Origin of the sequence: Methylocaldum sp. GT1BB (assembly GCF_051027545.1) — a bacterium.
GTDB lineage: Bacteria > Pseudomonadota > Gammaproteobacteria > Methylococcales > Methylococcaceae > Methylocaldum.
In genome coordinates, this window is the sequence record NZ_CP194902.1 from 2,095,029 (window position 1) to 2,117,041 (window position 22,013).

Sequence of the window (22,013 nt, forward strand, 5' to 3'; positions counted from 1 at the left end):
AAGGCGCCATCATTCGGCGTTATACTGTTGCGAACCCGCACGTAATTGCGCCATTAAGGCACTTTTATTGCCAGCAAGGAAAAAATGAGATGAACAAAGTTTGCCCAACCTTGGGGATTTTTTTTCAGTTTGCTGTAACCGTTTTAGCTCTCGGCACCGTTGCTGCGTCCGCCGTTCAGGCCGAAGCTCCTGAGCTCATCCCGGATACGCCCGCCGTCCACATACAAAGTCTTCTCAAGGAGGGTACGCATCCGAAGCTGCGCTGGGGCAAGTTTCCTGACTACAAGGCGCAACTGGAGCAGTTGTATTACCAGAACGGCCTTACGCCTTTATGGCTGAACGAAGGAAGGCCGACGCCGCAGGCAGAGACGCTGGTGGCGAGCTTGGCGGAGGCGGACAGCAAAGGGTTGAACGCTGCGGATTATGACGCCGAGCTGTTGGGCAAGTGGTTGAGCGAGTTCGATACGACGTCCGCAAATCCGCGGGAAGTCGCTTCCTTTGATGTGGCTCTGAGCCTCGTGGCCATGCGTTACGTATCGAATCTGTATGTCGGGCGCATCAATCCGAATAACATCGATTACGGACTCAACGTCGAGCCCAAGAGGGTGGATCTGCCGAATCTGATTCAGAAAATCGCTCAGAGCCAGCAACCGGCGGCGATGATCGATGCTTTGGAGCCCAAGTTTCCTATCTATGAGCGGCTCAAGGCGGCGCTGCCTCAGTATCAGCGGTTAGCAAAGGAAATGACCCCGGTCCAGTTTTCTTTTCCGGCGAAATTCAGTCCGGGAGATCGCCATAAGGATGTGCCGGCGCTGAGACATTTGTTGCTCGCTCTTGGGGATTTGAACGAAATCAAACAGGGTTCCGCCGGCTCCCTGGTTTACGGACCCGAGCTTGCGCAAGCGGTCAAGCGTTTTCAGCAGCGCCACGGGTTGACGGCGGACGGCATTATCGGAAAAGGTACGCTGAATCAGCTTAATTTCCCGCTGGCCGACCGATTGCGGCAAATTCAGCTCGGGCTGGAGCGTCTTCGCTGGTTGCCCGAACAAATCCGCGGCAACTATCTTGTCGTCAACATTCCGTCATTCCAGCTGTTCGGTTTTCGAAACGGCTCCGCTTTCGGAACGTCCGATCTTCAGATGAACGTCATCGTCGGGGAGTCCGTCGACGGACGTCATACGCCCGTCTTTCACTCGGATATGACGTATATCGTCTTTCGGCCGTACTGGAATCTGCCGTACAAGATCACGGTCAAGGAAATGCTGCCGCAAATTCTCAGTAACCCCGGATACTTGGCGAAGAACAGCCTGGAGCTGGTCCCGAATTTCTCGCCGAATGCGCCCGTTTATGAGCCAAGCTTCAGAAATATCGAGATGCTGACGACTGGTACTCTCAAGTTGCGGCAGAAGCCGGGCCCCAAAAACGCCTTGGGTTTGGTCAAGTTCGCGTTCCCTAACCACAATAACATTTATCTGCACAGCACACCGTCCAAGGGATTGTTCAAGAAAGCCAGGCGCGATTTCAGCCACGGCTGTATCCGAGTGGAAGATCCGGTTGCTCTGGCGGAATTCATTCTGGCAGACCAGGGTGAATGGACCCGCGAACGGATCGAATCGGCCATGACTAGAGACAAGCCGAAAACCGTCACCTTGAAGCAGGCCGTACCGGTTTACATCTTCTATTCGACGGTGTTGGCGGACGAGTCAGGCACCGTGAGCTTTTACGATGACATCTACGGCCACGACCTGATTCTCAGCGACCTGCTGGCGAAGGGCTTCCCTTACCCCTCATGACGAGGAGGGGAGCGAGCGGAGAAAGCGCTCTAAATCGGATTTGGAGCGCTGAATCTATTATCGGGCAAGGCTACCAGGAACGGACTCTGCCGGTATCCAAATGAACGAAATCGGAGCGGCGGTAATAGCCGACGCCGCCCTGTTGTAGGGCGAGCGCTGCCTTCTGGATCGTGCGCGTACTGATATCGCTCATGCGAATATCGATCGCCTTGCCTTCCATGTGCAGGCTGTGTTCGGCCACGCCATGGCTGGTCTTGCGCAGCATCCGGTTCGTTTCCGGAGAACGGTATCCCGAGACCACCTGAAACGTGCCGCGGCTCCCGGTGAATACCGAAACCGCATAGAGCAAATCGATCAGGCCGGAATCCATCGGATGGACGCTATCTGTACGATGGTCCCGCAGAAAATAGTTGAACTGCCTCAAAGTTCGGCGGTCGTAATACTGTTGCGGGCTACAAAGGAGCGTCAGTTCTTCGCCGGTATTTAAATTATGAAATGAGAGCTTGCGATCTTTACTGAAGATTTTCGCAAGCGCATCGGTCGAGGGTAAAAGCAAAGCTCCGACAGCAGCCATTCCGGCACGCGTCAAAAATGCTCGCCGGGATATGCTGGCGTCGGATATTCGATGCCTATTATGAGAATTTGTGTTAGTGCTCATATGCTAAGTTCCCTTTTTTAAATAAGGTCTTCGCATAGGCATCGAAGAATTCTCCGTAGTCCCTTCTCCGCCACCAATGCGCGGAGGCGGGGAACTCGTCGATGCCCGGGTGAACGGCAACCCGCCCACCGAAAAACGCGAACTTTACTTTTCGTGCCTTACGGAATCAAGCTTTAAAACTACCTCCTCATTTAAAGCATAAATCGCGCCATTCGTGAGTAGCCGCTAAGTGCCTGTGATTCAAAGCTCGGCGGCTCTGTCGATACTGTCCCGGTCTGGTCGTTAAATGCTTCTTTTCTCATAAAGAAATATTGATGGCATCAAAATCCGCTGCCCGATCATGGGCAGTCCGACCCGAATCAGTGCTTTCACGAACCAACTGGCACGTCAAAAAACCGGCGGATTTTGCAGCGTCCAATTCCCCTTCAACGTCCGAGAGGAACAGGATGGAGGCGGGCGGCAAGCCAATCTGCCGAGCAATCTCCCGGTAGGAATCGGCATCTTGCTTGGGGCCGATCCGAGTGTCGAAATAACCGGAAAACAGCGGCGTCAAATCGCCGTATTCGGTGTGTCCGAACAGGAGTTTTTGGGCGTGGACGGATCCCGAGGAAAATACATAGAGATCGATGCCCTGAGCTTTCCATTCCCTTAGCTTGCGCACGGCGTCCTCATAGATGTGACCGCAATAATCCCGTTTGCGGTATCCCTCTTCCCATATCATCCCCTGCAATGCTTTGAGGGGCGGTGACTTTCGATCCTCATCGATCCAGCGAATCAGCTGTTCTGCGACTTGTACCGTGCTCAACTCCATTCCGCAGAGTGAACGCACCTCGTCCAACAGCTTCGCTACATCCGGATTATCGGCATGATGAGCGACGAAACTCATCATACGCTCGCGGGAGTAGGGGAACAATACATCTTTGACAAAGGATATCGATGATGTAGTTCCCTCGATGTCAGTCAAAATCGCGCTAATCATACGTACTGGGTCAAAAATTGTTCGAGTTTGGGAAAGGTGTCGGCAATATTGGCGCCGGTGAATCGAGCGACCCAGCCTTCTGGAGAAGTGAATAAGCGGATTGCCTTCAGATTCGGATTCTCGCCCATGTCGAACCAGTGCTTGACATGCGCCGGGACGCTGATGAGGTCGCCTTGCTCGCACAGCAGCACGTATACCTTGTCGTTGGGATGCAGATAAAAGAGGCCTTTTCCATCGACGAAGAAACGCACCTCGAAATCGTCGTGAGTATGTTCGCTGAGAAACTTGGTGCGCAGTTCCGCCTTCTGCGGATGGTCCGGGCGTACGCTGATGACGTCGACCGAGCGAAATTCGTAGCGGTCGATCAGCCGATCGATGGATGGACGATAGGCCGCGATAATGGACTCCTGATCGGCGTCGGGAGACAGTTCCTGGTCGGCGGTCCAGCGCTCGAACAGCACACCGATTTCCCAAAGCTTCGTGGCGATGGTTTCCGGTTCTCGGATCACCTCGGCATTTTCCGGCCGATTTTCGGGATGAATGGTCAGTAAGCTCATGGCGTTCTTACTCCGTGTAAGCGACTCTCGATATCAAATAAAAATTCCAGCGCGTCGACATGACGCAGAGCGTCCTTCACCGAGGCTCCCCAGGTATAAAATCCGTGACCTGCGATTACATAACCGTAGATGTTGCCATGGAGTTCGATGTATTCGTCCACTTTCAGCGCCAGCCGCGGAATGTTCTGATCATTGGGGAATATCGGGATAACGATTCGAGTTTCATGCGTGTCGATTCCCGGCAGGGCTTTCAGCAGTTCGTAGTTCTCCAGCACCAGTTCGTCGCGGAAGAATCGCGAAAGCAAGGTGGCGCTCGGGGTGTGCGGGTGCAGCACGGCACCGACATCCGGATAGCGGCGATAGATCGAGGTATGCAGCAAGGTTTCGGCGGAGGGTTTTTTTCCGTCCAGCGATCGGCCTTCGGCATCGATCAGCATGATGTCGTCGGGGGTCAGTTCGCCTTTGTGGCGTCCGGATACGGTGATGGCGACGCGTCCGTCGCCGAGGCGGGCGGAAAAGTTTCCGCTGGTTGCGGGTGCCCAGCCCCGGCCGTGAATATAGCGCCCGGCTTCGATCAGTTCACGGGCGCGCTGCTGGAATTCGTCGTGCATGGATGATGTCTGCCGTGCAGCAAAGCTCGCCATTGTAGTCGTCCCGATGGGCCGGCTCAATCCGGAAGATTTCTCAGAGATTGTTGAGAAAATCTGCTTCGCAGCCCGAGTTCGCGACGAAGGGGTATGAGAAATGTGGGCTAAATACAGGTCCAAAGCCGCTCGCGAAGTCCGGAGGATCGCCCGGGAACGCGCTTGATGGCGTCTTCCAGAATTTTCTGCGAGCCGTGTATTTCCGCTCGATGCCGCGCTCGGGTAACGGCCGTGTAAATCAACGGGCGGTCCAGTACCGGGCTTTCAAGGTCCGGTAGCGCCAGCACGATCTCGTCGAATTCGGAACCCTGGCTTTTGTGAACGGTCATGGCGTACACGGTTTCGTGTTCGGGAAGGCGTGTCGGCGAAAATCCCCGGATGTGGCCGTCCGCATCCTCGAAAAAGACCCGAAGTCCTGCGCCGGTTTCCAGCGCGATGCCGATATCGCCGTTGAACAGCCGGAGGTCGTAATCGTTGCGGGTCACGATCACCGGACGACCGGGATACCATCGGCTTCCCCGGCGCAATCGCCGTTGCACGTAAAGTTGTTCCTCGAACCTGCGGTTTATGCCCGCCGCTCCGCTATCGCCTTCCCGATGAGCGGTCAGTACCCGAAAACGGCCGAAAAGGCGCAGAACGTCCTTTGCTTCGTCGCCCGAGTCGACGGCTTCGAAGAAAGCTCGATAGCCGCCTTCCATCCTTCGGACCAAATCCACTCCGCCGACCCGTGTCCGCTCCCAATGAATCTCGGGGTGGCGGCCGCCGGCGAGCAACGCGACCGCTTCTTTCGCGCGCCCGGCATTGATCATTCGCGCCAATTGGCCGATGCCGCTCTCCGACCCGAAGCGATGGCTGTGGGTGAGGAGCGCGATACAATCGGACAGGGCCGGTGTGAACAGATCGCCCGACGGAATCTTGACACCCGAGGCTGCGTAAAGTTGATCGCAAAATGCCGGGCTGTAGCCGGACGATTCGCACAGATCGCCGAACACCGCGCCGGGTTCCACCGACGCCAATTGATCCTTGTCCCCCAGCAAAATCAGCCGCGCGCCTTTCGGCAAGGCGTCGATCAGCTTGGCCATCAGCGCCAGGTCGATCATCGATGCCTCATCCACCACCAATACGTCCAGCGGCAGCGGATTTTTCCGGTTATGGCGAAAGTAAACGGAGTCGGGCTTGGCGCCCAGCAGCCGATGCAACGTGGAGGCGGTTTCGGGGAGAGCGTCGAGTACGGCTTGCGGCACCGGCAGTTTCGCTTTCTGTTCGCGTATGGATTCCTGAAGCCGCGCCGCCGCTTTGCCGGTGGGCGCGCTCAGCGTGATGCGCAGCGGCTTTTCTCCGGCCTGGGATTGGAGTGCGGCGAGTATGCGAACCACGGTAGAGGTCTTTCCCGTTCCGGGGCCTCCGGAGATGACGCAGAACCGCCGCAACGTCGCCACGGCCGCAGCCAGCTTCTGCCGATCGGGCACCTCGGTGTTGTGCGCGAAAAGCCGGTCCAGTTCGGCGCGAAGCTCGGCCAAATCGATTTCCGGGCATGGGCTCTCTGCGAGAGATATCAAGTTGTCCGCCAATGTCTTCTCGTAATGCCAGTAACGCGTCAGATAGAGGCGGTTGTCCGCGTCGAGGATGAGCGGCGCGAAGCTGCCGGGAGCCCCGACCAGCTTGGACTTTCGGAGCAGCGCCAGCCAATCGGCGAGACCGGGCAGCGTAACGATGCCCTCGCCGTCGTCGGGGGCTACCTCGGAGCCGGCATAGTCGCACAGACGAATACAGATATGACCTTCCGCGACGGCCTGGTAAGCCAGCTGTGCCGCCCAGATGACCGCTTCGTCGGGATTGCCGTCGAGCCGGCCCAAGTAAGTGGCGAACTGCTTTCCGAGCGTCGAAAGCTTCAAGAGTTTCTGGGCGGCCGAGGCCGGTGCGGCCGGTAAGGAACGTGCGGAAGAACGCAACGAGGCAGCGCGGGCTTCGGAGTTCATGACCTTATTATTCGAAATGGGGAGATGGCCTATTTTCGCCGTATTTTTCTTTATGAACAGTATCGGCGTTGGCCAAGCGACTAGACGGGGGTGTTGTCGAGCCGCAGTTTTGCGCTACGACGTCCCCATCAAGAGGCTGTCCAAAGCCTCGATCAATGCCTCAGTCGGCCTGTCCCAAAAGATTCCGGTTTTTCTCTGCGGCCCAATACCCCTCAGAAATAGGTAATACGCTCCGCCAAAATGGGTTTCATAGTCGTAGCTCGGCAGCCTTTGCTTGAGATATCGGTGCAGGGCGACGGTGTAGATGAGGAACTGGAGATAATAATGCTCGCGCGCCATGGCGGCGGCGAGGCGGTCCGGAGCGTAATCGGCCTGGGTGTTGCCGAGCCAGTTGGATTTCCAGTCGAGCAGGTAATAGCGGCCGGACGCTTCAAACACCAGATCGATAAAGCCTTTCATATAGCCTTCGATATGCTTGAAGTCGAGCAGCCGGGCGGCTTCGGCATAGCGGCGGTCGCGTTGAAATCGCGGATCGGCGAGAAGTTTCCGCAAAGCTTCGGAATCGCCCCCCCGCAACGCATAAGTGAATTCCATTTCGACCAGGCGCTTTTCTTCCGGCACATCGGACAGCTTGAGCCCGCTGTCGTCGAGCGGTGTTTCGAGGGCGGTTTCGATGGTCTGCCGTACGGTCGGCGTCCAGCCATCTCCGATGCCGTGAGCTTTCAATTTGCGGCGGACGAGTTCGGCTAGCCGTTCGGAATCCCGGCAGGCAAAATCCCACTCCTCCAGAATCGCGTGCAGGCAAGATCCGGCCCGAGCGCCACGCGGAAAGGCGAATATCGAATCGCCCGGCGCTTCCGGTAACTCGGATTCCGGCAGAACGTCGTAATCCGGCGCTTCGCTGTGCCGCCCGGTGGTCAAGGCCGAAAAGCTGCTCATGCGCCAGTTCGGGTAAAGCGGCGGACGCCGGAAGGGGCGAACGGCCAGGGTTGAATCGTCCTCCCGTTCCGAGCCGCGGTAGCGGACCGGACGGGTTTCGACGGAGCCTAGGCTAACGCAGCCGGGCGCCCGTTTCGCGAGGCCGCGGATGTCGGCGGCGATAAACCCGGTATCAGCTTCCAGCAGTCTTGTCTCCAATGCCGCCAGCGGATCGTCCTCCGGCGCCGTCGAGCCGCCGTGCAGCAGCCAGGCCATGGCGGTCGAGTGAAAGCCTTCGCTTTTGTCCCGCCCGTTCCGGACATTGCCCCAGACGACATAGCAGCGGTAAACGGCGCGCGTGAGCGCCACGTAAAGAAGACGCAGATTTTCCGACATTTCTTCCTGAACGGCCTGACGGCGGTTTTCCTCCAGCTTCGCCGAGCCGAGGTCCAGTACCGATTCGCCGTCGGCGTGCAGAAGCACCGACTGAGCCTTTCGCTGCCGCAGCCGTCCGTCCCAGAGAAACGGACAGAATACGATCGGGTATTCGAGCCCCTTGCTGGTGTGTATGGTCACGATCTTCACGCGCTTGGCGTCGCTTTCCAGGCGTAGCAGGGCGGTTTCGTCGTTCTTGGAGGGGCTCCGGATGGCGCGGCCGAACCAGCCCAGCAGCGTATCGATACACGATTTTTTGCGGCTCTCTACCTGCAGCAGTTCGGCCAAGTGCAGGAGATTGGTCAGCCGCCGCTCGCCGTCTCGGAATTGCGGCAAATGATCGGTGATGCGCGCGTCTTCGAACCAGCGGCGGAACATCGGCATGAAGCCTTCGCTCAGCCAGACGTGATGATAGGTCTGGAAGCGGTCGAAGATCGCTTCCCAAGCATTCTCGTCCTTTTGCAGTTCCAATATCGCGTTGGCAGTATGATTCATGAGTTCCGTCGCCAGCGCGGCCTTGATCAGCGGCTCCCGCCCGGGCTGGGCGACCGCCTGCAAGATCCGTTCGAGTTCCGCCGCTTCGGGAGTCGAGAACACGTTCTCCTGCCCCTGCCGCACGCTGGGCACGCCGCAGGCCAACAGCGCGTCCTCGATCAAGCGTGCCTGGACGTGGGTGGAGACCAGTACGGCGATGTCGCCCCCGTTGAGGTTTCGCTCGCCCAGGCGCGCCTTGCCCTCGCTTGCGGCGTTGAGCAGCCGGGCGATTTCGAAGGCGGTCGCCAAGGCGGTCAATCGGCTTGCCGCGCCTTTCGAATAGGGTTTTTCCTTTCCTTTGTCGTCTTGCTCCGGCGGCAGCAAAAGGAAGCGGAACGGCTCCTCGCCGTCGCCTTCGATATCCAGAACGGCACGCAGCCGCGCGGCGGGCCTTACCTCAGGGTAGGGGATCTCGTCGAGCAGGAACGGCTTCGGATGGCCGACGAACAACGCATTGACCGCGGCGATGAGATCGCGCTCGGAGCGCTGATTGGTCTTCAGCGTGCGGCGGGTGATGCCTTCGTTGCTCCGCGCTTCGAGGTAGCTGAAGATGTCCGCGCCGCGAAACCCGTAGATCGCCTGCTTGGGATCGCCGACGAAGAACACCGGCGAGCCGCCGTCTCCGTAGATGCGGCGGAAGATGCGGTATTGGATCGGGTCGGTGTCCTGGAATTCGTCAATCAGGGCGGCCCGGTAGCGGCGGCTGACGGTTTCCGCCAGGCGTTCGCCGTGTTCCGAATCCAGCGCGCTGGCCAGTCGGTTCAGCAGGTCGTTGTAGCAGACGACTTGCAGCGCGCTCTTGCGCTGGTCCAGTTCGGCGTCGCAGAACTCGATCAGGCGCCGCTTGAGGCATTGAAGCCGGGCTTCGAAATTTAGGCGCAGGGCCTCGTCCGCCTCGACCACGGACCGGCAACGTTGAAAAAAAGGATGCCGCGGTGGCTCGCAAGCTTTCTTGACGGCAGAGGCAAGGGCTTCGGGCGTCAGACGTTGAAGACCTTCCGGCAGATCGAGCAAGGGCGGGACTTCGGGTAAAACGACCGGCTGCGGAGTCTGTTCCGATGCCGGCCATCGGCCGAAAAATTCGGCCGTTTCGGCTAGCCAGTTCCGCAAGCTTTCGGGTTTGACGCGGGTTCGGTTGAAATTCGGATAATCCAGCAGCAGCGCCTCGATGGCAGTCCTTTCGGCATGCCAGACTTCCGCCGCTCCGAGTACCGCCTGCCCGAACCGCGCGATGTCGTCCTCCTCGTCAGCCGGTTCGACGGGCCCGGCGATTTTCAGGAACGGCTTGCCTACATGGGGCTGAATTTCGCTCAGCCAGACATCGGGCGATTGATTTGTTTGGGCCAGATAATCGGCCCAAGCTGCGGAGGCGAGATAGACCTCCCGCCGCCAGAAATCGTCGACGATTTCCCGCAGCAAATCGGTTTCGTCCGGCATCAGCTCGCAATCGAAATCCGCTCCCGACTCGAACGCGCTTTCGTTCAAGAGGCGCTGGCAGAATCCGTGGATGGTGTAGACCGCGGCCTCGTCGAACCCGCTGATCGCATAGCCGAGAAGGCGCCTGGCGATCTCGGTCCGGTCGCCGTACAGTTCGAGGATGCGGCGGCAGAAATCGTCGTCGCTTTCGCCGGTTTCGAAGGCGGAAAGGACCTCCCTCAACCGCCTGCGGATACGATCCTGAAGCTCGGCGGTCGCCGCCTTGGTGTACGTCACCACCAGGATCTGATCGACGCTGAGGCCAAGCTCCAGAATCAGCCGAACGTAAAGCCCCGAAATCGTCCAGGTCTTGCCCGTCCCGGCGCTGGCTTCGACCAGATTCAGCCCGGCGAGCTCGGCGTCGTAGATGTCGAACTCTGGGGTATGGTCGGTGGATAGCTGGCTGGAAGGGAGCATGGGCGATTTCGTTTAATGCCGTAGAGCGCGGTGAGGAACGAGCCGCATCCTACGCCACGAAGCACTTCTCCGGCAACGACGAGAAAGATTGCGGCTAGAGCATTTTCATACCGACTGTACGGGCATTCGCGAGTAGGTCGGGAATCCTTTCCCGACACCACGTCTCGGCCGAGCGTCTTCGTCGGCAAAGGATTGCCGACCTACGAGTGCTTGAATCCATTCACCCGAGCCGAAGGCGCCAACGACTTCCGCCAAGCCTGTTTTGCCGGACGAGCGAGATGAAAACGCTCTAAAGCAACCGTTTGCGATTAGAAGGGTCGTCTTGGTGTCCCCAAGACGACCGGGAAAGCTGACGCCGTGTGGAAGGAGGGTAGTATTTGCCTTTATCCGCCGGAGTAGTGTTCGACGATCTCGACGCGCCGGTTTTTCGCACGTCCTTCTTCCGTCTTATTCGAAGCGACAGGCGCTATCATGCCGGCGCCCGCGGGTGTCAGGCGGTCGCGAGCGATGCCATGGGCCGACACCAGAGTGTCTGCCACGGCCTGGGCTCGTTTCTGGGAAAGCGAGAGATTGTAGTCGAACGTGCCCTTGCCGTCCGTGTGTCCGACGATGAGGACCTTTAACTTAGGGTTTTCTTTCAGAAGCGCCGCCAATTGCGCGATTTGCGGTTCCGATTCCGGCTTGATCTCCGCCTTGTCGAAATCGAAGTAGATGCCGTAGATCGCGATCCGGCCGTCGCGCTCCAGCGCCTGCTGCATTTCGCTGGCCTTGACCAGCGCGATCTTGTCGGCCTCCATCGGCTTCGATTCGACGACCGTCACGGCAACATGCGGCGTCAGAGGCCGGGATTTGGTCGCCTTGGTCTCGACCCCGAGCATCCCGACGGTAACCCGGCCTTCCGGCGCATCCCGCTCAGCCAGCAAATAGACGGTGGTATCCCAGGTCGTCGGCATGCCGGTCTGGCCGTTCCCGGCCTCCCAGAAGGTTGGGACCGATCCGCCGGGCGAACATTCCTTCGCGCCCTTGCAGAAGAAACGAATCGTGAATCCCTTCGAGCTCAATGCCGCCTCGTAATTGCGCATGACCTCCAGGATCGAGCGATCCGCGGGGCCTTCATATCGAATCGAGGTGAGCTTCCCGGACACGCCGATCTGCCATGCCTCGGGCTTGTCTTTTTGGCCACGCTCCAGCGGTTTGAACGGCAGCTTCAATTCTTCGTAGGCTTTCGTTTCGTAAAACGTGACAACCGACCCCTCGTAACGTCCGACCAGGGCATGGTCGGCGGAACCGGCCAAATCGGTTTTCTCGGCTTGCACCGTCCCGGCAAAGAGGGCCGGAACCGCCAAAAACAAAAACGAAATCCCCAATGGCAATCTCATGAGTTCACCTCGATTTTTCCGCCCGATCGGGCATTTGTAATTATCCGAGTTTCCAGCGCATCCGCCGGCAAAAATGGCCGCCACCAGCATGAAATCCAAGCCTTGGTCGGCGCCGTCCTCGTCCGGTTGAAAACAAGATTAGATCATTTGTGCGGTGACTGATTGTTCAGCGGCAGTTCGTAGGATGTGCCGACGATAGGAGGCGCATCGTTCGCGGTCGATGCCTGTCCTGAGCCTAGTCGAAGGGCGGTTCGTTTCTCACCGCATTCTACGGCCCTTGTTTGATCAACCGCCACCGATTGATGAAATCGTCATCGCCGCGTGGCAGCGTCCATACGCTGTGCAGGTGATCCGGCAAGACGGCCCAGGCGTCGATATGGAATGGCCACTTGGCCCGAACCTCCCGCACCACAGTTCGGATTCGGTCGATGTGCCGGACGAGCCAATTTTCGGGTAACGTTCGAGCGGGTGGACCGTGAAAAAAAATAGGTACCACCAGGTACGCGATAACGTCGATAGTCGGCCATCGGAATTCATCTTCCGAAGAGCAATAACCTGGAAGAACAATAGCAGGCCGAGGAAGTATAGGACTCACGATGGGTTTTCCAATCATCGCTCCATGGCGGCGCAATACGCGGGCTGGATGTGAATGTTAGGCTATAGATACAGCAACTCATCACGCTCCTTCCTCCATCCATGCACCATATCTGCCCATTCCGCAATATTTTTATTGTGCTCTTTTGCTTGCCGGACTTTCTGCTCATAGCTTCGACGAGAGGTTTCGGCGGCGAACCAGTACCATAGTGCCGCAGAGATAAGTGCCATGACGGCGTCACGGAAATGCAGTGCCAATGCCGCGATTGCCAGAGTTGAAACTATAACTAAAGTATTGTTCCGGTTGGGAACAACAATAGATATAGCATCGGCCTGATAGTGCTCAATGTTGGCGTCAAGTAATTCAATAGCAAGTTCACGATATTGCTGTCGTAAATTAACGTCTTCTATCCGCTTTGCGATTTCAGAAAATCCCAATTCTTCTTCTGAATCGCTTAAACCAATCAAGGGATAGACAACGTTTTCGGCAAACTCGTTATACTTGTTTTGCGCAGTCTGAAGGCGCTCGGAGGTACTTCTCATTGTGGTAGATTCTGCGTTTGATAGCCTAACGCCATGCTCGGCTGCTTGATGGAGCCGTGATTTTTTGTGCTGTTTAAACACAAAAAGCGCCGTGGAATTTGGTCAGCTGCAGCTTTTGTTATGCATTATTTATCTCTCATATCAGTAAAATTAGTTTTACATTGGGGGCAAGCCCAAACTCGCCTTCGCATTTCTAAATTTGCAGTTTTTACTAAATGTATGGCTTTTCTATCGCCTTCTATGCACTTGGGACAATATAGTTCTTGATTTTCGTTACTAATATAAAATGGTGAATTAAAGGTGAGGGTTAATAGCAGTTCATCGAATTTATTTGCATATTCGAGCTCTTTTTCTAATTTGAAAATAATCTCATTCTTCCTAACTATTTCTTCTCTTACTTTAGCTAGCTGGGTTCGTGCTTCAACAAGGGAGTCAACTAGAGTAGCTAGCTTTAGTTTTTGTTCAGCCTCATCTAAGGTAATACCAGCATCTTTGATAAGCTTCGCTATGTCACTTGCCGTTTTGATGCTGGATAAAATGCCACTTATTACTGCAATATCTGGCATAAATGATTATCCTTTAATCTTTTTTCCCCAACTAAAAGTCAACCTCAAAAACGAAGTCGAATCCGGAATACGAAAATAGTTAATGTGTTGCTTTACGTCAATTTTGATGTCTAGCCCATAGGCTGGATTGGAGCCTTGCGCAAACCCAGCGTTTCCATGCCTCAATCACCGGGTTTCGTTCCTCAACCCAGGCTACGATCTCCAGGCACAATCATCGAGATGCCTCTTTCGTCATCGCCGCCAACATCGGGCTCATAAGCTCGACAGCCAATACCTCGAATCTTTCATCCAACGGATCGCTGCCCCGGTAAACCGTCTGGTAATAGGAATTCACGCTTTCGCCGGACTGGAATTCCGAACCCTCCCAAATACTCTGCGCCTGTCTCAGGGCGTTGAACCGGATAGCCTCCGAATCGCCGCCAAGTCTGGCCGGCGGGTCGTGCATGCAGCGGGCGTAGGCATAACTCGATTTGGGGAAGAAGGGCAGCGGGGCGGATAGACCCTGCCAGTAGGCGCTGAGCAGTTTTGCGAGTTCGTTTTCGGGATCGGCGACCGCTTCGAATGTGAGGGTTTGCTTGGGTGTGTGCAGGATGGATTGCGGCGTCACGTTTTCCGGGGCGATCAGGCAAAGCATCAGGTGCCGGAGCCAGAGGTCGAAGAGCTGACGGGGGCTCGGCTCTTCGAAGCTGTAGTCGGTCAGGCCGCTAGCGCCGACTTCGGCGAGGGAGCCGATGAGGCGCAGGCCGTTCGCTTCAAAATCCACCGGCAGAGGTTCGAAGCGCGGTTTGACGAGGTCCGGGAGCAGTTTGACGGCGAAACTTTCGACCAGCCGTTGCTCCTGGCCGTGCAGCGCTTCGCCGAAGCGGCCGTGGGGCAAAAGGCCCTGGGCGTCGGCGAGCAGCAGCGCGCTCTGCGGTTTTCGGTCCTGCGCCAAGGCATTCAGCAGGTTCTGGCGGACCTGGTTTCTCGTTCGGTAATCGAGCGCAAAAGGTTCGCGCACTTCGAATTCTGCCGCAGTGTCTTCCAGAACCAGGTTCAGCCGCCGCCGCAGAAGATAACGGGCGGGGTTGCTGAAGAAATAAGCAAGGCTTTCCGGATCGACGATGCGCCATTCCTCTTCGGGCTCAGACAGCGGGCCGGAAAATAAGGGCGCGGGTTCCTTGTCGCCCCGGCCGATCAGTCGGGCCGCGGCAAGCCAGGTCGACGAAAAGCCCGGCAACCGGGGATCGTCCTTGAAATAGCCGGGATCGAACGGTTGCAGCGGGTGCTGGGTAACGAGATGGGACTCGATGTCGCCTTCGGCCAGCTCGCAGCTTTGTTTCGCGACGTCGATGAGCTCGGACACCAGCGGGGAGGGCGGCAACTCGGTATTATCGCGAACGCTGCGGCCCACATAGCTCAGATAAAGCACCCCGCGCGCCGACAGCAGCGTTTCCAGAAAGAGATAGCGGTCGTCCAGCCGGCGGGAGCGGTCGCCGCGGCGGGGATGCTTTGCCATCAGGTCGAAATCGGGGGGATGGCGCTGACGCGGAAAGCTGTCGTGGTTCAGGCCGAGCACGGCGATGACCTTGAACGGCAGGCTGCGCATCGGCACCATCGCGCAGAAGGTGACCGCGCCGGTCAAAAAGCCGCCGGCGCTCGATGGCTGACACAGGCGGTCGGCGAGCCAGCGCTTGATCACCCGTATCCCGACCGGCTCGCGGAAGCCGGCTTGTTCCGAGAGTTCCCGCAGCAGATCGAGGGTGCCGCGCAGCTGGAGCAGCAGCGTTTCGTCCTCGTCCCGCGGATCGAACAGCCGATCGATGAACGCGTTCAATCGTTCGATCCACTCCGTCACCGGCTGCTTCGCCTTGAACCGGTCCGCCCATTCGAACAGGGTTTCCAGAAATTCCGCGAACCGCTCCAGGATCAAGACCCGGCTGCCTTCGATGTCGTCGTAAGGCAGGGTTTCGGCGAACAGCGGAAAGCCGTCGCCCGCCAGTTCCTGCGGCAGGGCATAGCCCAGCATCAGGCGCTTCAGGCCGTCGCGCCAGGTGTGGCGCGGAATGTCCGGCAGCCGGTATTCGGTCTTGTGGGTCCCGTCCCGTCCCCAGCGGGTGCCGACCGCCCGCGCCCAGTGGTGGATCACGGGGAGATCGTCTTCGCATAGCCGGAAACGGCGCTGTATGGCGGGTTGCTCCAAAAAGCCGAGCGTCGTGTCCGCCGCGAATCGGCTCTCCGGCAAATCGAGCAGCGAGAGAAAAGTCTCCAGGAGCGGCTGTTCGTGGGTCAAACCGCGGTCGGCGATGCTGAAGGGGATTTGCGGCGCATCGTGGCTTTCGGCGAATACCGCTTCGATGTAAGGCGTGTATTGCTCGATGTCCGGCGTCAGCACGGCCACGTCGCTCGGTTTCAATTCAGGATAGGCGTCGAACAGTGCCAGAAGCTGATCGCGCAGGACTTCGACTTCGCGCATCGGACTGTGGCAGGCATGGACTTGCAGCGAGCGGTCATCCGGCCGTAGGGCCAAGCGCCCGGCACTGCGGCGGTCGATCAGTTCCAGGATGTCGGCCTGGAGTATGTGCAGCAGCGAATCGCGCGGCGGTTCCGCCCGAAACAAGCTGTGCAGCTCGGAATGCTCGGCCACGGAATCGAAAAATTCGCGGCCTTGTTTCCCTAGCGATGCCAGCAAGGGATGCCCCACTTCCAGGTACAGATCTTCCGGCGAGCGTTCTCCGGCCACGCGGCCGATTTCCCGTTCATCCCGGATTTCGCCCCAGTATTCGCGGCAGGGATTGAGCGCGTATAGATTGATCTCGGTATGCCTGGCGAGCGCATTCAGCACGTCCAGAAAGGCCGGCGGCAGCGAGGAAACGCCGAAGATGGCGATGCGCCGCGGAAGCCGATCGGCCGCCGAGTCGGATTCGAGCGCCGTCAGCAGTTCGTTCATGAAACGGGCGCGATGGGGCGCAGCTTCCCCCATGCTCAGGTCGCGCCACAATAGGGCTTGCCAGTCCTCGTCGCCGTCCAAGGCGAGCGTTTCGCCGCGTTCCCAGGCGGCTATCCAGTCGGCCCGGTACATCAGATATTGATCGAACAGATCGGCGATCCGCTTAGCGAGTTGGAACCGGCGGAGTTCGTCTCCGTTTTGGAGATACCCGGACAGGCGCGGAGTTCGCTCCAGATTTGCGGTTCTCCCCAGCCAGTCGAAGATGCGGAAGGTGAGTACCTCGGAAGAGAATGCCGAACGCCTCGGGAGTTCGCCGAGGAATTGCCGAAGCAGGTCCCAGATGAACGAGGCCGGCAGCAGAAAACGGACGTTGGCGCAGATGCCGAGATTGTCCGCAAGGCGCAGGGACAGCCAGCGTCCCATGCCAAGGCTTTGAACGATGACGATTTCCGGTTCGAAAGGGGAGGTCGGCGGTGTGCTGTCCGCCGTCAAGAGTTCGGCGAGGAATTCCAGCTTGTCGGATTGGTTGAGGTGGAGCACGGGCAGTCGCTTCGTTCTTGTAGTCGCTCGATCAACACTTCGCATGGCAGAAAAAAGGCCCGTTCGAAGCCTCGTCGAACGGGCCTTTTCCTGTCGTGTACGGCTTACCGCTGCGGTGGGTTTACGCCTTGCCCAAGTGAGGCCATTGATAACCCTTGACCAGACCTTGCCAGTAAATCACCGGGATGATGTAACGCTTCAACAGATACATGCTGTAGCGCTCCTTGCCCTGGTCGAAAGGAAAGGTTTCCTTGGGCTTCAGGTCGTAGTCGAATTCGGCCAGGATCAGCTTGCCGTAACCGGTGATCAGCGGGCACGAAGTATAGCCGTCGTATTTGGCTACCGGCTGTCCACCATTCATGACCGACAGGAGATTCGCGGTCAGGATCGGGCTTTGCGCCCGGACTGCCGCCGCCGTCTTGGACGTGGGCAGGCTGCTGGCATCGCCCAGGCTGAACACGTTGGGGTAGCGGACGTGCTGCAAGGTGTCCTTATTTACGTCCACCCACCCGCCTTCGTTCCCGAGCGGACTTTTCTTGAGGAAGTCGGGAGCGCTCATGGGCGGAACCACGTGGATCATGTCGTAGGGCTGAACGACGCTCTCTCCGGTATCGAGATTCTTGAACACGGCCTCTTTCGACGCCGGGCGCAGTTCCACCAGATTGTGCTTGAAATGAACTTCGATATTGCGCGGTTTCACCACCTGTTCCATCAGGCTGGCGGCGTATTTGGGCGCGCTGAAGATGGTGGGCGTGGCGCAGTAGTAGACGACGCGGGATTTGTCACGCAGGCCGTGCTTGCGGAAATAATCCTCCGCCAAATACATGATTTTCTGCGGTGCGCCGGCGCATTTGATGGGCGGCGGCGGAAAAGTGAACACGGCGTTGCCGCCCTTGAAGTTCCGGATGTTTTCCCAGGTGGTGTTCACGGTGTCGTAGCTGTAATTGCTGCACACCCCGTCCTTGCCTACCGCTTCCTTTACGCCCGGGATCTTGTCCCAGTCGATCTGTAGCCCCGGACAGACGACCAGGTAGTCGTAGCCGATTTCCTTGCCGCCCTCGGTTTTCAGCGAATTGTTGGCGGGATCGAACTCCGCGGCGGCATCGCGTATCCAGGTGGCGCCTTTGGGGATCAACTCGGCCATCGGTTTGACCGACTGCTCGCGAGTGACGACGCCGCCTCCGACGAACGTCCAGAAGGGCTGGTAATAATGCTTCTCGGACGGCTCGATGATGGCGACATCCGTTATCCCGGCATGCAGCAGACGGGCGGCGATGCCGAGCCCGGCGGCGCCGCCGCCGATCACTACGACACGATGATGAATCTTGCTATCCATGGGGTCTTCCTCTTGGGTGGATGAGTTTTAGAATTTATTAATCGAGATTTCTTATTTTCAGATTCATTCTCAATGATTTGGCTTGTCCGCCCAATTCTGCCTTGCATGGAGGTCCTTTGACAATGTATTCCGGTTTTGGACCGGCTGTCGGCCTGCGCGAACGTCGCCCCGCCCGGATTAGGTAAGTCTTTGTAATGGCTGAGGCCAATTTAACCTGCTATCTTCATGTAGCGGAGGAACAACACGCTTTGGGAGTTCAGTCGCGCTTTAGTTTGTTCATCAATTACAAGGAAACAATAATGTTTAAGAAACCGTCTGTAATTACCGTTTGCGTCGCTACCGGGATGATCTTTTCGGCCTCTGCTTCTGCGGATATCGTGATCAAATCGGGAGTAGGGCGCACTCAAACGGTTATGGAAGCCTCGATTCATTACGACGATTTGGGAAATGACGATATCGATTGGCCGGCGATAGCGCCGAATTACGAGGGAGATACCCAGCTCGGAGAAATGGCCGTAAAAGTAGATAACAAGACTACGTTGGTATGCGCCGTCTTGGGGAAAGGATACGATCTACAGGTTTTTACGGACGGCTCCGGAGCGCCCGTCATGCTTCCGACAGGACAGCCTCTCGTGGTGCCCGGCCATCTTCGCCATGTCATCACGTGTACCGATTCGTCGGGTTCGGAACTGTCGCGGTTGAGCACCGATGGCGATACGCCTGTCAGCTTTTCTCCGGTAGCATATCCTTGTAAATGGGCGGTCACGGAAATCATGTATGTCAAGGCGCCCGTGCTCACGGTGGGGCCAATTACCGCTCCCGGAAATACTGGAATGTTCAGTGGCGTTACAGGCGGCACCCTTACTGTAAAGGGTACGATCAATGCCTGTACCGGCCAAAATGTATTCACGAGTATTACCGGAACGCTTGCCAATTAAGCATGGATTACTAATCTCGATTTCATAATGCCTAAGGGATCGGCTTAGCCGGCTGATACAGATTATGCCGATCCCCCCTTTTCTGGCTCTGTATCTGAATACCCGTTCCCTTGCCGCAGTTGCTCTCTCCGCGTATCGGCCGTAGTGCTGCCGGCGTTGATCTCGCTCTTGGAGCATTCAGCCATCAGTCTCCTTTCGTTTCCAAGCGTCCGAATTTTGGCGCCTTGCTGGCTTTTGTCTTGCCGTAGTGCGACGAAAAGCGTTCAGGGCTTGCTAATGCCTTGTCGGTGCTAAGCTTTTTTTGTGGGCATCATTGTTGCTGAAGGCAGCAGAAAACTTTGGAAAACCGCGATGGCGCAACAAGACAAACTGGATTTAGGCGAAGAAAAGAAGAAGTCATCCAAGAGCGTTATTTTTATCGTTCTCGGAGCGATGCTGGGAACGCTCCTTGCCGTGTTCGCAGCGCTTTATTTTTGGGGGATCTTCCCACCGAAGCAGAACGAGAATGAGGCGGCTGCGGAATCCCGTGACGGCGGGGCGCTCACGCTGCCGATGATCTATTTCGCTATCGACCCGGCTTTCGTGGTCAATTTCAAGAGCAATCCGGATGCCCGCCTGCTCCAGGTTGGCCTTAGCGTCGCTTCGAAAAATCAAGCCGTGATCGACGCGGTGAAAAAGCATTCGCCGATGATCCGCAACAACGTGCTTTTGCTGCTGAGCGGCCAGGAGCCGGCGGGGCTCAAGACGGCCGAAGGCAAAGAGGCGCTCAGGGGCAAGCTGCTCGAGGAAATCAACGCGGTAGTTTCTAAGCAAACGGGCCACAAGGAAGGCGCCGAAGAGGTTTTTTTCACCGGATTCATCATGCAATAGCCATGGCCGTTCATGATCTTTTGACTCAGGAAGAAATCGACGCGCTTCTGCACGGCGTCGACGACGGAGATATCGGAACCGAATCGGAGATCGATTTTCGAAGCGGCGAGGTACGGACCTACGACTTCACCAGTCAGGACCGCATCGTGCGCGGGCGGATGCCCACTCTGGAGATGATCAACGACCGCTTCGTCCGTCATTTCCGCATCAGTCTGTTCAATTTGCTGCGGCGCTCCGCGGAGATTTCGGTATTGGGCGTTCAGGTCCTGAAGTTCTCGGAATACGTGCACAGCCTGTTCGTTCCGACCAATCTGAACGTCATCCGGCTCAACCCCTTGCGTGGGCGTGGTTTGATGGTCATGGAGCCGACCCTGGTGTTCACCGTCGTGGACAATTTTTTCGGCGGCAGCGGTCAGTTCTACAACAAGATCGAGGGACGCGAGTTCACGCCGACCGAGATGCGGGTCATTCAGATGCTGCTCGAGCTGATTTTCAAGGACATGAAAGAAGCCTGGGCGCCGGTCATGCCGATCGAGTTCGAGTATCTGGGTTCGGAAGTGAACCCGCAGTTCGCCAACATCGTGAGTCCCGCCGAGGTCGTCGTGGTCTCCACCATACATATCGAAGTGGAAGGCGGGGGAGGCGATCTGCACATTACCCTGCCGTATTCCATGATCGAGCCGATCAGGGAACTTCTGGATGCCGGTATTCAGGGGGATAGAAGCGATGATTCGGACGACCGTTGGCGCACGGCTCTGCAAGCGGAAATCCTGGATGCCGAAATCGAGATGCACAGCACCTTGGTCGAAAAGACCTTGTCGTTGGAGGACATGTTGCGGTTGAGAGCCGGCGACGTGATTCCGATCGAAATGCCGGAGACCATTACGGTCGTCGTCGACGACATCCCCGTATTTCGCGGCAAGGTCGGGATCTCGCGGGGCAATTACGCAGTGCAGATTCTGGAGAAGATCAGCCGCGCAAGCGGGGATAAAGAACGCTTAATCGGGGTATTGGGAAGCGGAGTTGAACGAGCATGAGCGACGAATTGGAAGAATCGATCGAAGGCGCTGACGGGGGCGACGAATCCGAAGATCTAGCCGACGATTGGGCCGCCGCCCTGCTGGAGCAGCAAGAGGCTGCCAAAAAAATGGCGGAGCCTCCCCGCCAGCCGGCGGCTCCGAAACCCGAACCCGCGACCTTCGAAGATCTCGGGAGATCTCCGCCGGCGGCCGACGTGGCAAAAATCGAGGACATCAACCTGGACGTGCTGCTGGACGTTCCGGTGACCATCGCGATGGAGATAGGGCGCACTAAGATCAACATCCGCAATTTGTTGCAGCTGACCCAGGGCTCGGTCGTCGAGTTGGACCGGCTGGCGGGCGAACCCATGGATGTGCTGGTGAACGGCACGCTGATCGCTCACGGCGAAGTGGTGGTGGTGAACGACAAGTTCGGTATTCGTCTCACCGATGTCATCAGTCCCGCGGAGCGGGTGAGAAAGCTGAAATGAAGGCCCATGTCTTTGCGGTGGTTTCGTCGCTGATGTCGCCGGTTCTGCTGGCCGACGCCGCTTCCGCCGTACCCAAGGCCTTGCCTTCGGTGGATATGGCGAAGAGTCTGACCGGATTGCTGGCGGTATTGGCGGTCATTTTCACTCTGGCCTGGCTGCTGCGGCGATTCGGCAGCTTTTCCCGGCTCGCGCCGGGAAGCTTTCGCGTGTTGGCCGCGGTTTCGCTGGGATCTCGGGAGCGGGTCGTGTTGTTGCAGGCAGGTGGGAAACAACTGGTGCTGGGGGTAGCGCCAGGACGGGTCGAGACCCTGTGCATCCTGGAAAATTCGGAAATCATCCCGGTCGAGAGCGGAATGCCGTCGGCCGGGGCCTCGTTCGCCGAACGCTTGCACGAGTTGACGGGGCGGCGATCATGAAC

At 57.6% G+C, this 22,013-nt stretch carries 17 protein-coding genes and 1 pseudogene; 6 read left to right on the top strand and 12 right to left on the bottom strand.

The window, feature by feature from the left end; genetic code table 11:
* Positions 1–89: 89 nt before the first annotated feature.
* On the top strand, positions 90–1,793 hold the full coding sequence (locus tag ACR2TX_RS10715) for a L,D-transpeptidase family protein (RefSeq protein ID WP_077730337.1): 1,704 nt from the start codon (positions 90–92) through the stop codon (positions 1,791–1,793).
* Positions 1,794–1,863: 70 nt separating this feature from the next.
* Here ACR2TX_RS10715 and ACR2TX_RS10720 read toward each other — a convergent pair whose 3' ends face one another.
* The 12 genes and pseudogenes from ACR2TX_RS10720 to ACR2TX_RS10775 form a co-directional block, all read right to left on the bottom strand.
* Positions 1,864–2,367, bottom strand: a complete 504-nt coding sequence (locus ACR2TX_RS10720; RefSeq protein ID WP_240502509.1) for a YcbK family protein — start codon at positions 2,365–2,367, stop codon at positions 1,864–1,866.
* Between the two features lie 382 nt (positions 2,368–2,749).
* A complete protein-coding gene (mtnC, locus tag ACR2TX_RS10725; protein WP_434111601.1) occupies positions 2,750–3,430 on the bottom strand; it encodes an acireductone synthase in 681 nt (226 codons plus the stop codon).
* Complete coding sequence (locus ACR2TX_RS10730) at positions 3,427–3,987, bottom strand: 1,2-dihydroxy-3-keto-5-methylthiopentene dioxygenase (RefSeq protein WP_077730340.1); 561 nt, start codon at positions 3,985–3,987, stop codon at positions 3,427–3,429. The genes mtnC and ACR2TX_RS10730 overlap by 4 nt, the downstream gene beginning before the upstream one ends.
* On the bottom strand, positions 3,984–4,598 hold the full coding sequence (locus ACR2TX_RS10735) for a methylthioribulose 1-phosphate dehydratase (protein WP_434111605.1): 615 nt from the start codon (positions 4,596–4,598) through the stop codon (positions 3,984–3,986). The genes ACR2TX_RS10730 and ACR2TX_RS10735 overlap by 4 nt, the downstream gene beginning before the upstream one ends.
* A 140-nt stretch (positions 4,599–4,738) precedes the next feature.
* Positions 4,739–6,610, bottom strand: a complete 1,872-nt coding sequence (recD, locus tag ACR2TX_RS10740; RefSeq protein ID WP_434132114.1) for an exodeoxyribonuclease V subunit alpha — start codon at positions 6,608–6,610, stop codon at positions 4,739–4,741.
* A gap of 114 nt (positions 6,611–6,724) precedes the next feature.
* Positions 6,725–10,390, bottom strand: a complete 3,666-nt coding sequence (gene recB, locus ACR2TX_RS10745) for an exodeoxyribonuclease V subunit beta (RefSeq protein ID WP_434132116.1) — start codon at positions 10,388–10,390, stop codon at positions 6,725–6,727.
* Positions 10,391–10,773: 383 nt separating this feature from the next.
* Positions 10,774–11,769: a DUF4892 domain-containing protein gene (locus ACR2TX_RS10750; RefSeq protein ID WP_434132118.1), complete on the bottom strand. Its 996-nt coding sequence runs from the start codon at positions 11,767–11,769 to the stop codon at positions 10,774–10,776.
* Positions 11,770–12,049: 280 nt separating this feature from the next.
* A pseudogene (locus ACR2TX_RS10755) lies at positions 12,050–12,296 on the bottom strand (REP-associated tyrosine transposase); the annotation flags it as partial.
* A gap of 130 nt (positions 12,297–12,426) precedes the next feature.
* Complete coding sequence (locus tag ACR2TX_RS10760; protein ID WP_434132120.1) at positions 12,427–12,987, bottom strand: hypothetical protein; 561 nt, start codon at positions 12,985–12,987, stop codon at positions 12,427–12,429.
* Positions 12,988–13,031: 44 nt separating this feature from the next.
* Entirely contained in the window at positions 13,032–13,472 is a 441-nt protein-coding gene (locus tag ACR2TX_RS10765) for a hypothetical protein (RefSeq protein WP_434132121.1), read from the bottom strand.
* A 211-nt stretch (positions 13,473–13,683) separates the two neighbouring features.
* On the bottom strand, positions 13,684–16,941 hold the full coding sequence (recC, locus tag ACR2TX_RS10770; protein ID WP_434132124.1) for an exodeoxyribonuclease V subunit gamma: 3,258 nt from the start codon (positions 16,939–16,941) through the stop codon (positions 13,684–13,686).
* Positions 16,942–17,062: 121 nt separating this feature from the next.
* The gene (locus ACR2TX_RS10775) at positions 17,063–18,277 is read right to left on the bottom strand and encodes an NAD(P)/FAD-dependent oxidoreductase (protein WP_086135751.1); all 1,215 of its coding nucleotides are present in this window, start codon (positions 18,275–18,277) and stop codon (positions 17,063–17,065) included.
* A 194-nt stretch (positions 18,278–18,471) separates the two neighbouring features.
* Here ACR2TX_RS10775 and ACR2TX_RS10780 point away from each other — a divergent pair, with 194 nt between their 5' ends.
* The 5 genes from ACR2TX_RS10780 to fliO all read left to right on the top strand — a co-directional run bounded on the left by ACR2TX_RS10780 (position 18,472) and on the right by fliO (position 22,011).
* A complete protein-coding gene (locus tag ACR2TX_RS10780; RefSeq protein ID WP_086135750.1) occupies positions 18,472–19,215 on the top strand; it encodes a hypothetical protein in 744 nt (247 codons plus the stop codon).
* A 351-nt stretch (positions 19,216–19,566) separates the two neighbouring features.
* Entirely contained in the window at positions 19,567–20,085 is a 519-nt protein-coding gene (locus ACR2TX_RS10785; protein WP_434132127.1) for a flagellar basal body-associated FliL family protein, read from the top strand.
* Positions 20,086–20,087: 2 nt separating this feature from the next.
* A complete protein-coding gene (gene fliM, locus ACR2TX_RS10790; protein WP_077730349.1) occupies positions 20,088–21,122 on the top strand; it encodes a flagellar motor switch protein FliM in 1,035 nt (344 codons plus the stop codon).
* Positions 21,119–21,595, top strand: coding sequence for a flagellar motor switch protein FliN (gene fliN / locus ACR2TX_RS10795; RefSeq protein WP_086135748.1), 477 nt, complete (start codon positions 21,119–21,121; stop codon positions 21,593–21,595). Before fliM ends, fliN begins: the two co-directional genes overlap by 4 nt.
* On the top strand, positions 21,592–22,011 hold the full coding sequence (gene fliO / locus ACR2TX_RS10800) for a flagellar biosynthetic protein FliO (protein WP_434132129.1): 420 nt from the start codon (positions 21,592–21,594) through the stop codon (positions 22,009–22,011). Before fliN ends, fliO begins: the two co-directional genes overlap by 4 nt.
* Positions 22,012–22,013: the final 2 nt, after the last annotated feature.